This is a genomic window from Type-F symbiont of Plautia stali, assembly GCF_059731105.1.
The window spans coordinates 3,774,530-3,789,162 of the sequence record NZ_AP035909.1; the positions used below are offsets into that span (position 1 = coordinate 3,774,530).

The window sequence follows — 14,633 nt, forward strand, 5'->3', positions numbered from 1 at the left end:
CTGCGGCTGAAGGCGGAATCTGCGGAGGTCAGGGAGGAGCGGAACGGGCAGAAAAAAGTGCGGCCGGTTTCCCGGCCGCAGAGCAGATGAATGGACGGCGCGCGCCTTACAGCCTTATCGGTGAAATGTTCCAGATCTCATCGGCATACTCCTGAATCGTCCGGTCAGACGAGAAGTAACCCATGCCGGCGATATTTTTCGCCGCACGGCGCTGCCACTCTTCCGGCTTACGGTAGAGCGCATCCACCTTGTCCTGCGTATCCACATAGCTGCGATAATCGGCCAGTAACTGGTAGTGGTCGCCGAAGTTCACCAGCGAATCGAACAGGTTGCGGTAGCGACCCGGATCCTGCGGGCTGAAGACGCCCGACGCGATCTGCGTCAGCACCTGATGCAGCTCTTCATCGCCCTCGTAATAGTCACGCGGATTGTAGCCGCCCTGACGCAGGGCTTCTACCTGCGGCGTGGTATTGCCGAAGATGAAGATGTTCTCTTCACCGACGTGATCCAGCATCTCCACGTTGGCACCATCCAGCGTGCCGATCGTCAGCGCGCCATTCAGGGCAAACTTCATGTTACTGGTGCCGGACGCTTCCGTTCCGGCGGTCGAGATCTGCTCAGAGAGATCGGCGGCCGGAATGATGATCTGCGCCAGACTCACGCTGTAGTTCGGGATGAAGACCACTTTCAGTTTGTTCTTCACCTGCGGATCGTTGTTGATGATGTTGGCGACATCATTGATCAGATGGATGATGTGTTTGGCAACGTAGTAGGCGGAGGCCGCTTTACCGGCAAAAATATTGACGCGCGGCACCCAGTCCGCCTGTGGATCGGCCTTGATACGGTTGTATCGGGTGATCACATGCAGCACGTTGAGCAGCTGACGCTTGTACTCGTGAATACGCTTGATCTGCACATCAAACAGCGCGTTCGGGTCGAGCACCACGTCCAGGTTTTTTGCCACCCACTCGGCCAGCCGGCGCTTGTTCTGATGCTTGGCAATCGCCACTTTCTCGATAAACGCCGGGTAGTCGATCTGCGCTTTCAGCTCATCCAGCTGGCTGAGGTCGGTGCGCCAGTTGCGGCCAATCTCCTCATCCAGCACCTCTGACAGCGCCGGGTTAGCCAGCGCCAGCCAGCGACGCGGAGTGACGCCGTTGGTTTTGTTGCAGAAGCGGCCCGGGAACAGGCGGGAGAAGTCTGCAAACAGCGACTGCACCATCAGGTTGGAGTGCAGCTCTGAGACGCCATTCACTTTATGGCTGACCACCACCGCCAGCCAGGCCATGCGTACCCGGCGACCGTCGTTCTCGTCAATGATCGAAATGCGCGACAGCAGATCCAGATCGTCAGGATAATGATCCTGAATCGTCTTGAGGAAGAAGTCGTTTATTTCAAAAATAATGCTGAGATGACGCGGCAGGATCTTGCCGATCATATCCACCGGCCAGGTCTCCAGCGCTTCGGTCATCAGCGTATGGTTGGTATAGGAGAAGACCTGACAGCAGACGTCAAAGGCGCTGTCCCAGCTGAATTTATGCTCGTCGATCAGCAGGCGCATCAGTTCGGGGATCGCCAGAACCGGGTGCGTGTCATTCAGGTGGATGGCGATCTTATCCGCCAGGTTGTCCCAGGTCTGATGCATGCGCCAGTGACGATTCAGAATGTCCTGCACCGTGGCGGATACCAGGAAATACTCCTGACGCAGACGCAACTCGCGCCCGGAATAGGTGGAGTCATCGGGATAGAGGACGCGTGAAACGTTTTCGGAGTGGTTTTTATCTTCCACCGCCGCAAAGTAGTCGCCCTGGTTGAACTTACCGAGGTTGATTTCGTTGCTGGCCTGCGCGCCCCAGAGGCGCAGCGTGTTGGTGGCGTCGGTGTCGAAGCCCGGGATGATCTGGTCATAGGCCATCGCCAGGATCTCTTCGGTCTCCAGCCAGCGCACTTTCGCCCCTTCGTGCTGGACGCGGCCGCCGAAACGCACCTTGTAGCGGGTGTTGAATCGCTGAAATTCCCACGGATTGCCATACTCGAGCCAGTAATCGGGCGACTCTTTCTGCTCACCTTCCACAATGTTCTGTTTGAACATGCCGTAATCGTAACGGATGCCATAGCCGCGGCCCGGCATACCCAGCGTCGCCAGCGAATCGAGGAAACAGGCCGCCAGACGGCCCAGACCGCCGTTGCCCAGGCCCGGATCGTTCTCCTCCTCCATCAGCTCGGCCAGATCCAGCCCCATCTCGTCGAGGGCCTGGTTGAGATCGTCATAGATCCCCATCGCCAGCAGCGCATTCCCCAGGGTGCGCCCCATCAGGAACTCCATCGACAGGTAGTAAACCTGCCGCACATCCTGCGACAGCTGAGCGCGGCTGGAGCGCAGCCAGCGCTCCACCATCCGATCGCGAACCGCCAGCAGCGCGGCGTTCAGCCACTCATGCTTGTTGGCAATAGAGGGGTCTTTGCCGATGGTAAACATCAGTTTGTACGCAATCGAATGCTTTAAAGCATCCACCGTCAGCGTGGGTGAAGCGTAAGTGAAAGGTGCATTCATATCCGGTTTTCCCCATCCGTTACATCAGACGCTGGTAGAGATCGCGGTAGGCCTGTGCGGCCACCTGCCAGCTGAAATCCATGCCCATCGCCTGTCGCTGAACATAACGCCACAGTGAAGGGCGAGACCACAACACAAACGCGCGGCGAATCGCCCGCAACAGCGACCAGGCGTTAGCATCTTCAAAGCTGAAGCCACTGGCAATCCCATCCGCCAGGTTTTCCAGTGAGCTGTCGTTAACCGTATCTGCCAGTCCGCCGGTGCGGCGCACCAGCGGCAGCGTGCCATATTTCAGGCCATACAGCTGCGTCAGGCCGCAGGGCTCAAAGCGGCTCGGCACCACGATCACATCGGCACCACCGACGATGCGGTGTGAAAACGCCTCGTGATAGCCAATCTGCACACCCACGCTGCCTGGATGCTCTGCTGCCGCGGCCAGGAAGCCCTGCTGCAGTTCGGCATCGCCCTGTCCCAGCAGCACCAGCTGACCGCCCTGCGCCAGCAGGCCAGGGAGCGCCTCCAGCACCAGGTCCAGGCCTTTCTGTTTGGTGAGGCGGCTGATCACGCAGAACACCGGCGCTTTGTCATCAACCTTCAGCCCCATCGCCACCTGCAGCTGCCGTTTGTTTTCCGCTTTGGCTTCCAGCGTGTCGCGGTTGTAGCGCGCGCTGAGCAGCAGGTCGTGGGCCGGGTCCCAGATGGTCGGGTCGACACCGTTGAGGATCCCGCTCAGCCGCCCTTCCCGCATCCGCTGCGCCAGCAGCGTTTCCATGCCGTAACCAAACTCCGCAGAGGTAATCTCATGGGCGTAGGTCGGGCTGACCGCCGTCACGTGATCGGCGTAGAAGAGTCCCGCCTTCAGGAAGGAGATCTGCCCGTAAAACTCCAGCCCATGCATGTTAAAGAACGACCACGGCAGGCCAATCTGATCCATGTGGTGCGCCGAGAACAGTCCCTGATAGGCCAGGTTGTGCACGGTAAACACCGATTTGGCTGGCCGGCCGCGCGCTTCCAGATAGGCGCAGGTAAGGCCTGCGTGCCAGTCATGGGCATGGACAATATCGGGACGCCACATCGAATCCATACCGCACGCCAGTTCGCAGCCGACCCAGCCCAGCAGCGCGAAGCGCAGGTAGTTATCGACATAGGCAAACTGCGACTCGTCATGATAAGGGCTACCGGGACGGTCGTAGAGGTCAGGGGCATCGATCAGATAGATGCCCACACCGTTAAATTCACCATATAACAGACGTATATGACCGGCAAATGTCTCTCGCTCTGTCACCATCTGGAGATCAGGTATGCCTTTGCGCAATGCAGGAAACGCTGGCAGCAGCACCCGCGTGTCTGTGCCGCCCGCAATCTGCGCCTGAGGTAATGCCCCGACTACATCAGCCAGTCCGCCCGTTTTAAGCAGCGGGAAAAGTTCTGAACAGACATGTAAAACCTGCATCCTCGACCTCATTAAGTTATCCGGCACGCTCCGCGTGCCGATTGCGTAAGTTCCGCTTATCGCTTACAGCCCCGCTTTGGCCAGCCTGGCCAGCATGGCGCGGGTGACCAGTACGATCCCTTCATCCGAACGGTGAAACCGGCGACTGTCTTCATCCGGATTTTCACCAATCACCATGCCTTCCGGTAACTCACAGGCGCGATCAATCACGCAGCGGCGCAGACGACACGAGCGACCCACCACCACATCCGGCAGCAGAACGGTTGAATCAATATTGCAAAACGAGTTAACCCGAACCCGGGGGAACAGCACCGAGTTGACCACGACCGAACCGGAGATAATGCAGCCGCCCGACACCAGCGAGTTCATCGTCATCCCGTGACTGCCGGAACGATCCTGAACAAATTTCGCGGGGGGCAGCGGCTCCATGTGGGTACGGATAGGCCAGGTGACGTCATACATATCCAGCTCAGGCATCACCGAGGCCAGATCGAGATTGGCGCGCCAGTAGGCTTCCAGCGTCCCGACGTCGCGCCAGTAAGGCGGCGCGTTGTCATCGTTCTGGACGCAGGAGAGCGCAAAGGAGTGCGCATAGCCTTCGCCGCTTGCCACCACTTTCGGCAGGATATCTTTGCCGAAGTCGTGGTTAGAGCCTGGCGTCTGCAGATCCGCTTCCAGCAGTTCATAGAGATAATCCGCGTTGAAGACGTAGATCCCCATGCTGGCGAGCGACTGCGTGTCATCACCCGGCATGGTGGGCGGCTTCGCGGGTTTCTCCACGAAGTCGATCACCATGTTCTCCTCATTCACCGCCATCACGCCAAACGCCGTGGCTTCATGCACCGGTACCGGTAAACAGGCGATGGTACATTTCGCCTCGTTCACCACGTGGTCCAGCAGCATGCGTGAATAATCCATCTTATAAATGTGGTCCCCGGCAAGGATCACGATGTACTGCGCCTGATAGCGGCGAATCACATCAAGGTTCTGCGTCACGGCATCGGCCGTGCCGCGATACCACTGTTCGGTCGAAAAGCGCTGCTGCGCTGGCAGCAAATCGACAAACTCATTCATCTCTTCATTGAAGATCGACCAGCCACGCTGGATATGCTGAGTCAGGGTATGGGACTGATACTGTGTAATGACGCCAATCCGCCGGATACCGGAGTTGACGCAGTTGGAGAGGGCAAAGTCGATAATGCGGAACTTGCCGCCGAAATGCACCGCCGGTTTGGCACGTTTGGCCGTTAAATCGACCAGCCGCGTGCCGCGTCCGCCGGCGAGGATCAGAGCAACCGTCTGTGTAGGGAGCTGGCGGGCCAGCATCAGGTGTTCTGTTCTATCTAACTTAACCATGTCTGACTCCTTATGATTGCTTTTGGAACACGCACACACCGTGTGCGGGACCATGCCAGACAGTTAGCAGGATGGGGTTGTCGTCCCCGGCGAAAGGAGGAAGGGCACGCCATTCTCCGTCTGGTAACACGATGTCATTCACCGTATCCGTGGCGTTTATTGTTATTAACCAGCGGCCAGACAGCAGGATCTGCAATCTGTGCAGCCCCTGTGCCCATTCATCGTGCTGCAGTGGCTGGCCACCGGCATTGAGCCACTGCACATTGCCATCACCCTCCTGCCACCAGCGATCCGCGGTCAGCGCCGGTATGCGCTGACGCAGACGAATCAGTGCGGCGGTAAATCCGACCAATCCCTTCTCATCCGCCTGCCAGTCAAGCCAGCTGAGGGCGTTGTCCTGACAGTAAGCATTATTATTGCCGCGCTGCGTGTGGCCGCGCTCATCGCCCGCCAGCAGCATCGGCGTGCCCTGTGACAGCAGCAGCGTGGTGAGCAGTGCCCGCACGCTACGGCGGCGGCGTTCCGTGACGTCAAAACTGACGTTCAGCCCCTCTTTGCCGTGATTGTGGCTGTAGTTATCGCCGTGACCGTCACGGTTATCTTCCCCGTTGGCTTCGTTGTGTTTGCGTTCGAAGCTCACCACGTCCCACAGCGTGAAGCCGTCATGCGCGGTGATCAGGTTAACCGTGGCGTGGGGCGGCCGGTCGTCGTGCTGGTAGAGATCGCTGGAGGCGGCAAAGCGACGGACAAACTCGCCGTTGCTGAGTGCGCCATGCAGCCAGTAGCGACGCGCGGTGTCGCGAAACTGATCGTTCCATTCGGCAAAGGGTGGCGGAAAACGGCCAACCTGATAGCCGTCAGGGCCGATATCCCAGGGTTCCGCAATCAGCTTGACCTGAGAGAGCAGCGGACAGGCGCGTATCGCCGCGAAAAAAGGAGCATCACGCCGGTAATCGGGCGTGCGGCCCAGCACCGGCGCAAGGTCAAAGCGGAAGCCATCAACGTGACAGACCCGCACCCAGTAGCGCAGCGCCTCCAGGGTCCACGCCATCACCTGCGGATGGTGGATATTCAGCGTATTGCCGCAGCCGGTCCAGTTCTGATAGCCGCCCTGCTCATCCAGCCAGTAGTAGCTGGCGTTGTCGATGCCGCGCATCGAGATCGTCGGGCCAATCTCATCCAGTTCGGCGGTGTGGTTGAACACCACATCCAGCAGCACTTCGATACCGGCGGCGTGCAGGTTTTTTACCGCCTGCTGAAACTCCTGCAGTGGCGTGACGCCTAGCTGACCAGAGGCGTAACGCGGATCGACCGCCCAGAGCGCAAAGGGGTTGTAGCCCCAGTAGTTACTCAGGCCGAGCTGGAGCAGGCGCGGCTCGCTGGCAAAATGGGCCACTGGCAGTAGCTCCAGCGCCGTAATGCCGAGATCGCGCAGGTAGTTCACCATAACAGGATGACCCAGCGCCGCGTAAGTCCCGCGCAGCGTTTCCGGAATTTCCGGATGCTGCTTCGTCAGCCCGCGAACGTGCGCTTCGTAAATCACCGTGTTACCCCACGGCGTGCGTGGGGCGGCATCGTCCTGCCAGTCGAAATCTTCCGCCACCACCCGTGACTTCGGCGCGATGGCCGCGTTGTCATGCGGATCGGGCTTCGCCTCGCCGCCCTGAAACAGCGGGTCATCCGGGACGTCACCCTCAACCGCGCGGGCGCAGGGATCGACCAGCAGCTTCGCCGGATTAAAGCGGTGTCCCTGCTGCGGCGCCCAGGGGCCATGTACCCGGTAGCCGTAACGCTGCCCCGGCTTCAGCGCCGGAACATAACCATGCCAGATATCCCCGCTGCGGCCAGGCAGATCAAGACGCTGTTCACGCCCCTCGTCATCAAACAGGCAGAGCTCGACGCGCCCGGCATGCTGAGAAAACAGGGTGAAATTGACGCCTTTGCCATCGTAACTGGCACCCAGCGGTTCGGGATCCCCGGCAGTAATGGTCATTCCCCCTCCCGCACCAGCCATACCGTTGCCAGCGGTGGCAGATTGAGGCTCAGCGACTGCGGTCGTCCGTGACTCTCCTGCTCATCGGTATGTACCCGGTGATTGCGCACATCACTGCCGTGATACTCATGCTGGTCGGTGTTCAGCACTTCGCGCCAGGTGCCAGGCTGATTGACCCCAAAGCGGTAGCCCGGACGCGGCACCGGCGTAAAGTTACTGACGACGATGATTTCGTTACCTTCGCGGTCACGACGTACAAAGGCGAAGACCGAATGTTCCGCATCGTTGACCACCAGCCACTCAAAACCTGCCGGATCAAAGTCGAGCTGATGCAGCGGCGTGTAGTACTGATAGGTGTGGTTGAGATCGCGCACCAGACGCTGCACGCCGTGATGCCAGTTATCGCCGCCTTCCAGCAGATGCCAGTCCAGGCTGACATCGTGGTTCCACTCGCGGCCCTGAGCAAACTCGTTGCCCATAAACAGCAGTTTCTTGCCAGGGAAGCCCCACATCCAGCCGTAATAGGCGCGCAGATTGGCGAACTTCTGCCAGGCATCGCCCGGCATGCGGTCGAGAATGGAGCGCTTGCCGTGCACCACTTCGTCGTGCGACAGCGGCAGCACAAAGTTTTCGGTGTAGTTGTACATCATGCCGAAGCTCATCAGGTTGTGATGATGCTTGCGGTAGATAGGATCGACCTGCATGTAGTCGAGCGTATCGTGCATCCAGCCCAGGTTCCATTTGAACCAGAAGCCCAGCCCGCCGCCCTCTGTCGGACGCGTTACGCCAGGGTAGTCCGTCGACTCTTCCGCCATCGTGACCGCGCCGGACGCCACGGTACCGAGCGTGCGGTTGGTGTGTTGCAGGAACTCAATCGCCTCAAGGTTCTCGCGGCCACCATACTGATTCGGCACCCACTGCCCTTCAACGCGGCTGTAGTCGCGGTAGATCATGGAGGCGACGGCATCCACGCGCAGGCCATCGATGCCAAAGCGTTCTGTCCAGTAGAGCGCATTGCCCGACAGGTAGTTACTCACTTCCCGGCGGCCAAAGTTGTAGATCAGGGTGTTCCAGTCCTGATGGTAGCCTTCTCGCGGATCGCTGTGCTCATAGAGCTCGGTGCCGTCAAAGCGCGCCAGCCCGAAGTCATCATTGGGGAAGTGACCCGGTACCCAGTCGAGCAGGACGTTGAGGCCGGCAGCATGGGCGCTGTCGATAAAGGCGCGGAAGTCGTCACGGGTTCCGAAACGGCGAGTCGGTGCATACATGCCCAGCGGCTGATAGCCCCAGCTGCCGTCAAACGGATGTTCGTTAATCGGCAGCAGTTCGATATGGGTAAAGCCCATCTCTTTGACGTAGGGCACCAGCTGTTCAGCCAGCTCTTTGTAGCTCAGCCAGAAATTGTTGTCGGTATGACGACGCCAGGAGCCCAGATGTACTTCATAGATGGAGATCGGCGCATCAAAACCGTTGGCGGCCTTGCGCTCCGCTTTCATCTCAACGGGCGCAGGCAGGCCGCAGATCATCGACGCGCTTTCCGGGCGCATCTGCGCTTCGAAGGCGTAAGGGTCCGCTTTGATACGCAGATCGCCATTGGCGTCGATGATTTCATATTTGTAGAGCTGACCGTTGACCGCACCCGGCACAAACAGCTCCCAGATGCCCAGCTCCTGGCGCAGACGCATCGGGTGACGGCGGCCATCCCAGAAATTGAAATCGCCGACGACGGAAACACGACGGGCGTTAGGCGCCCAGACGCAGAAGCGGGTGCCGGTCACGCCATCAATCACGTCACCATGCGCGCCCAGGGTTTCATACGGACGCAGGTGGGTGCCTTCCGCCAGCAGCCACAGATCCATCTCCTGCAGCAGCGGGCCAAAGCGATAGGCATCGTCGACCAGGTTTTGCTGGCCGTGCCAGTTCACCGCCAGCTGATAGCGGAACGGATTTTTGCGGCGGGGGATCACGCCGCTGAAGAAGCCGCGTGCGTCTTCACACGCCAGTTGAGCCAGCTTGCGCCCGGTTGAGGTCTCAATGACCCACACCTCAAGCGCTTCGGGGAGCAACGCCCTGACTTCAAGGCCTTGTGGCGTTCGGTGCATCCCTAGTAACGAAAAAGGATCGGCATAATTACCCGCAAACAGGGCATTGATCGCCTCGCGATCGGGAAGCTCTGACATGACTTTCTTCCTGTGATAACTGGCAGCCGAGATGCTCGCGACACGGCCTGTCGCGCGTCATCTGCGCTGCTCTTCATTGAGCCATACGTACGACGGCAAAAAAGTGTCAGGCCATTCCATGGAAAAAGTGTTTTGCCGTGTACCACAACCATTTAATCCGGAAAGCAAAAGCGAAACCTGTGGCACATCATGGTTAAATCATAGCTTGGTCGCAGCAGTTGCCATGGCTGAAAGCAAAATATTCTTTGCCGACCGCCAAAAAGGGGAAGCTGATCACTGAGTAAGCGGTCCGGCAGGTTGTTTCACGTACTGCAAAGCAAAAAAAAGGCCGGATAAATCCGGCCTTTGGCGATATTTTTCTTAGTCGATTAACAACCGCAGCATGCGACGCAGCGGTTCGGCTGCGCCCCATAACAGCTGGTCGCCTACCGTGAAGGCGGAGAGATACTCCGGCCCCATATTCAGTTTGCGCAGACGGCCAACCGGCGTGGTCAGCGTACCGGTCACGGCCGCGGGGGTCAGTTCACGCATCGTCAGCTCGCGGTCATTCGGCACCACCTTGACCCACTCGTTATGAGAGGCCAGCAGCTGTTCAATTTCAGACAGCGGCAGATCGCGTTTCAGCTTCAGGGTAAACGCCTGACTGTGGCAGCGCAGTGCACCCACACGCACGCACAAGCCATCAACCGGAATGACGTTGCGGGTCGCGAGGATCTTGTTGGTCTCCGCCTGGCCTTTCCACTCTTCGCGGCTCTGGCCATTCTCCAGCTGTTTGTCGATCCACGGAATCAGACTGCCTGCCAGCGGCACGCCGAAGTTATCGGTCGGCAGGGTGCCGGAACGGGTGAAGTCGGTCACGCTGCGCTCGATGTCGAGAATTGCTGAGGCCGGATTCTGCAGCGCAGGCGCAACGTGGTCGTGCAGCATGCCCATCTGGGTCAGCAGTTCACGCATGTGGCGCGCGCCGCCACCTGACGCCGCCTGATAGGTGGCGACAGAAGCCCACTCCACCAGGTCCTGCGCGAACAGGCCGCCCAGCGACATCAGCATCAGGCTGACGGTGCAGTTACCGCCGACGAAGGTTTTGATGCCCTGGTCGATGCCCTGACGGATCACCGCGTGGTTGACCGGATCGAGGATGATGATGGCATCGTCCTGCATGCGCAGCGTCGAGGCCGCATCGATCCAGTAGCCCTGCCAGCCGCTGGCGCGCAGCTTAGGATAGACATCGCTGGTGTAGTCGCCGCCCTGACAGGTGATAATGATGTCCAGCGCACGCAGCGCCTCAAGATCAAAGGCATCCTGCAGTGCCCCCTGCTGCTTGCCCGCAAACGACGGAGCCGCCTGACCATGCTGCGACGTCGAGAAGAAGACCGGATTGATTGCATCAAAATCGCGCTCTTCGCTCATGCGGGACATCAGCACTGAGCCGACCATACCGCGCCAACCAACAAAACCTACATTCTTCATGTCGTGTCCGTCTCAGGCAGATTTCACCTGCTTTCATTTCAGTGGAGAGAGCGGCGTGCTATGTTCACGCCGCTCTGCGTAATAATAGGATTTACCTCTGTCTGCTCACTCTACAAAATGCAGGCCTGGTGGCAAGTGAATTAATTCGATTACGCTAACTTTTTCAGCAGCGTAACTAATAACTCCGCTTTCTGGCGGACGGGATGGCGTTAAACCAATGACTGAAATGATTTCGGCGACAATATTATTGTTGTTAATTATGGATCCGCTGGGCAATCTGCCGATTTTTATGTCGGTTTTAAAGCATCTGGAGCCGAAACGGCGGCGGGTGGTGCTGATTCGTGAAATGCTGATCGCCCTGATTATCATGCTGCTGTTTCTGTTTACCGGCGAGCGCATTCTGGCCTTTTTAAATCTGCGCACCGAGACGGTATCGATTTCCGGCGGCGTCATCCTGTTTCTTATCGCCATCAAGATGATTTTCCCGTCGGCCGAGAGCAGCAGCTCTGGTTTACCGGCAGGCGAAGAGCCGTTCCTGGTGCCGCTGGCGATTCCGCTGGTCGCCGGGCCGTCGCTGCTGGCGACGCTGATGCTGCTGTCGCATCAGTATCCACATCAGATGTCCCACCTGGTGGGCGCGCTGTTGATCGCCTGGGGCGTGACGGTCGGCATTCTGCTGATGTCAGGTCTGTTCCTGCGTCTGCTGGGTGATAAAGGGGTCAACGCGCTGGAGCGACTGATGGGGTTGATACTGATTATGCTGGCGACCCAGATGTTCCTGGACGGCATCCGCGCGTATCTGAAGTTGTAAGCGCACCGTTGTCTTTTTACCCCGACAGGCGGGCAGGCAGGCAGCCGCGATTATTCAGCCTGTTTATCACAAAGTCACGGCATTGAAATGAACAATATTATTTATATAATGCCGTAAAAAAGGAGATATTTATGGCGGGCAGTATCGAAAATTATGCCGGGACAGGCGTCTTTATTATCGTCGAGCGGCTTTACAGCAGGGGTGCGCCGAACTGGCACGGTGTTGGCGCCTCCATGGTTCAGATTCATAAAATGGTTTACCAGCTTTATCATAAACAAGATGTTTTTCTGGAAGGTAAAAAGATTGAACCCGACAGCGCGACGGTTTGGCAACGTTTAAAAATCCTATTTGGCGCTGACTTAGTGCAGAAAAATTCAGCCGATAATAGTACCTGCTTTTCCCTCGACTATGCAGGTTCCCGTTTTGTCACTACGCCTTTATCAGGCATCGACTCAAAAAAAATCCCGGATTTTTTGACCAGAGAATATACTCTGCCTGGCCGCAACGTGCTGGCCTTTGGCAACGATCCCTTTCCACATGTTGGCCTTTATGGCCGTTCAGACGCCCGCTTTGTAATGGCTGAGGGGGGTAAGGGTGACCCGACTGCCGCCGCGAAATATGATGCAAAAAGTAAACAACTGGTGATGGTGGACCCCGGAAAAGAGTTGCCGCAGTTAATGCAGCGTCTGAAAACCCGGGGGGAAACGAAATGAGGTTGTTATTGCCCTTTTTTTTCGGCGCGCTCTATCTGATAACGGGTTACGTCTCTTTTCAGGCACTCCTGCACTATGCCAGCAGCGGCCATTCAGGGGTGATCACAGAGATGCGCAGTTATCTGGTTGCCCCGCTACTCTGCGCGCTGTTCTGGCTGCTGTTTTATCTGGTCGCCTGGTGGAGCTTCAGGAAAATTGCCTTGCTGTCCGTGGCTAAAGAAACCGCCTTTCAGTTGCTATTCTTTCTGGCAAATAACGTTTGCTTAGCTGGCCTGACCTTATTCTCTGTCCCGGGCAGGAAAGCGGCGTTAAATACTGTGCAGTTGATGAAGATTGACGTCACTGATTTTGCCTGGATTTACCTGGCTTCCGCTGCCATCACGCTGGTTGTTTTTGCTCTGATAAGAAGAAGATGGGCATGAACAGGCTGCTGCAGATTATCAAAAGCTGTCTGCTGCGCACGTTTGACTATCAGGGGCGTGAAGGAAGGACGCGCTATTTTATTTTCCTGCTGTTTCAGCTGGCCTGGTTCTGCAGTTATCTGCAATGGTTCACCGGACCACAACATGAGATAGGTTTAATCCCGCTACTGCTGTTTATTTTGCCGGTTTTTTCCTGCGCGGTGAGGAGAATAAATGACGCTGGCTATTCACGCGGCGTCATTCTCCTTCTGATGGTAGCGCCTTATCTGCTGTTCCCGTTTTTACTCTTCCCCTGCTCGCGGGAAAAAACCTGACGGGCAGAGAGCCCGTCAGGCTGGTCAGGAAAGCAGTGCGAAAGCAATCATACCGACGATAGCCCCGGTCGTGCCGAGAATCGTCTCCATCAGCGTCCATGTCTTCAGCGTTTCCGCTTCGCTGGCCCCGGTAAAGCGGCCAAACAGCCAGAAACCGGCATCGTTCACATGACTGATGATGATGGAGCCGCCGCCGATACAGATCGACAGCGCCGCCAGCTGCGCGCCGCTGTAGTGCAGCGGTTCAATCACCGGCATGATCAACCCGACCGTGGTCAGACAGGCGACCGTTGCCGACCCCTGAATGACCCGTACCGCACCTGACAGGATAAAGCAGGCCAGCGCAATCGGCAGGCCCGCGCCGGTCAGCGCGTTGCCCAGCACCGGACCCACACCGGAGTCCACCAGCACCTGCTTGAACACGCCGCCCGCGCCAATCACCAGCAGGATAATCCCCGCCGGTTGCAGCGCGCTGCCGCACACCTGCATCACCCGCTCTTTATCCATGCCCTGACGATAAGCCAGACCATAAATCGCCACCAGCAGCGCCAGCAGGATCGCGGTGAAAGGATGGCCGATAAATTCCAGCCACGCATACAGCGAGGTCCCTTCGGTGGTGAAGCGGGCGCCAATGGTTTTCAGGCCGACCAGCACCAGCGGAAACAGGATCAGGGAGAGGCTGAAGCCAAATGAGGGCAGCTGGTTCTCATCGACATCCGGCTGATGATCTTCCGGCGGGGCGCTGAAGGAGACGTGCTTTGCAATGAAATTGCCAAACAGCGGCCCGGCAATCAGCATCCCGGGGATCGCCGCACACAGCCCCAGCAGGATCATCCAGCCAAAGTCAGCGTGCATCTGTGAAGCCAGCAGCATCGGAGCCGGTCCCGGCAGCAGAAACGCGGCGGCGGCGGCCACCCCGGCAAAGAGCGGGATAACCAGCTTCACCAGATTGCCCCCGGTTCGCCGCGCCACGGCAAAAGCGATGCTGATCAACAGTACGACAGCCACCTCAAAGAAGAGCGGCAGCGCGCAGATCAGACCGGCAATCCCCATGGCGTAGTGGGCACGGCTCTGACCAAAGGTTTTCAGCATCCGGATAGCAATCTGATCCACGGCCCCGGTTTCATGCAGGATTTTGCCGAACATCGCGCCCAGCGCCACCACGATAGCGAGGAAGCCGAGCGTGCCGCCCATCCCCTTCTGCATGGTGTCCGCAATCTTATCCAGAGGCATGCCGGAGAACAGTCCGGCACCGATTGACACTAACATGAGTGCGACAAAGGCGTGCATACGCGCCTTCATCACCAGAAAAAGCAGCAGCAGGACGGAGCCTGCTGCGGTCAAAACGAGTGTTGCGGTATTCATCT

General features: G+C 58.1%; 12 protein-coding genes. 5 read left to right on the forward strand and 7 right to left on the reverse strand.

Translation table 11 applies throughout. The features are described 5' to 3' along the window. Positions 1-106 precede the first annotated feature (106 nt). The 5 genes from glgP to glgB form a co-directional block, all read right to left on the reverse strand. Positions 107-2,554 (reverse strand): glycogen phosphorylase, encoded by a 2,448-nt coding sequence (glgP, locus tag AC6I7A_RS18040; RefSeq protein WP_009087747.1) that lies wholly within the window; start codon positions 2,552-2,554, stop codon positions 107-109. A 19-nt stretch (positions 2,555-2,573) separates the two neighbouring features. Then, positions 2,574-4,007, reverse strand: a complete 1,434-nt coding sequence (glgA, locus tag AC6I7A_RS18045) for a glycogen synthase GlgA (protein ID WP_009087749.1) — start codon at positions 4,005-4,007, stop codon at positions 2,574-2,576. Positions 4,008-4,070: 63 nt separating this feature from the next. Beyond that, positions 4,071-5,363 carry a glucose-1-phosphate adenylyltransferase gene (gene glgC / locus AC6I7A_RS18050; protein WP_009087751.1) on the reverse strand — a complete coding sequence of 431 codons (1,293 nt, stop codon included), beginning with the start codon at positions 5,361-5,363 and terminating at the stop codon, positions 4,071-4,073. Between the two features lie 10 nt (positions 5,364-5,373). After that, complete coding sequence (gene glgX / locus AC6I7A_RS18055) at positions 5,374-7,356, reverse strand: glycogen debranching protein GlgX (RefSeq protein ID WP_058956973.1); 1,983 nt, start codon at positions 7,354-7,356, stop codon at positions 5,374-5,376. Next, complete coding sequence (gene glgB / locus AC6I7A_RS18060; protein WP_009087753.1) at positions 7,353-9,536, reverse strand: 1,4-alpha-glucan branching enzyme; 2,184 nt, start codon at positions 9,534-9,536, stop codon at positions 7,353-7,355. The genes glgX and glgB overlap by 4 nt, the downstream gene beginning before the upstream one ends. A 118-nt stretch (positions 9,537-9,654) precedes the next feature. Here glgB and AC6I7A_RS18065 point away from each other — a divergent pair, with 118 nt between their 5' ends. Then, on the forward strand, positions 9,655-9,816 hold the full coding sequence (locus AC6I7A_RS18065) for a hypothetical protein (RefSeq protein WP_167432103.1): 162 nt from the start codon (positions 9,655-9,657) through the stop codon (positions 9,814-9,816). A gap of 80 nt (positions 9,817-9,896) precedes the next feature. Here the strand turns inward: AC6I7A_RS18065 and asd are convergent, their stop codons facing one another. Then, positions 9,897-11,006, reverse strand: coding sequence for an aspartate-semialdehyde dehydrogenase (gene asd / locus AC6I7A_RS18070; RefSeq protein WP_009087755.1), 1,110 nt, complete (start codon positions 11,004-11,006; stop codon positions 9,897-9,899). Between the two features lie 217 nt (positions 11,007-11,223). On the opposite strand from asd, the gene AC6I7A_RS18075 reads away from it, so the two are divergent. The 4 genes from AC6I7A_RS18075 to AC6I7A_RS18090 all read left to right on the forward strand — a co-directional run bounded on the left by AC6I7A_RS18075 (position 11,224) and on the right by AC6I7A_RS18090 (position 13,266). Continuing rightward, entirely contained in the window at positions 11,224-11,817 is a 594-nt protein-coding gene (locus tag AC6I7A_RS18075) for a YhgN family NAAT transporter (RefSeq protein ID WP_009087757.1), read from the forward strand. Between the two features lie 131 nt (positions 11,818-11,948). Further along, complete coding sequence (locus AC6I7A_RS18080) at positions 11,949-12,530, forward strand: hypothetical protein (protein ID WP_058956972.1); 582 nt, start codon at positions 11,949-11,951, stop codon at positions 12,528-12,530. Continuing rightward, positions 12,527-12,952 (forward strand): hypothetical protein, encoded by a 426-nt coding sequence (locus AC6I7A_RS18085; protein WP_058956971.1) that lies wholly within the window; start codon positions 12,527-12,529, stop codon positions 12,950-12,952. The genes AC6I7A_RS18080 and AC6I7A_RS18085 overlap by 4 nt, the downstream gene beginning before the upstream one ends. Next, entirely contained in the window at positions 12,949-13,266 is a 318-nt protein-coding gene (locus AC6I7A_RS18090; protein ID WP_082668176.1) for a DUF805 domain-containing protein, read from the forward strand. The genes AC6I7A_RS18085 and AC6I7A_RS18090 overlap by 4 nt, the downstream gene beginning before the upstream one ends. A 24-nt stretch (positions 13,267-13,290) precedes the next feature. On the opposite strand, the gene gntU is transcribed toward AC6I7A_RS18090, so the two are convergent. Next, positions 13,291-14,631 (reverse strand): gluconate transporter, encoded by a 1,341-nt coding sequence (gene gntU / locus AC6I7A_RS18095; RefSeq protein WP_058956969.1) that lies wholly within the window; start codon positions 14,629-14,631, stop codon positions 13,291-13,293. Positions 14,632-14,633 lie beyond the last annotated feature (2 nt).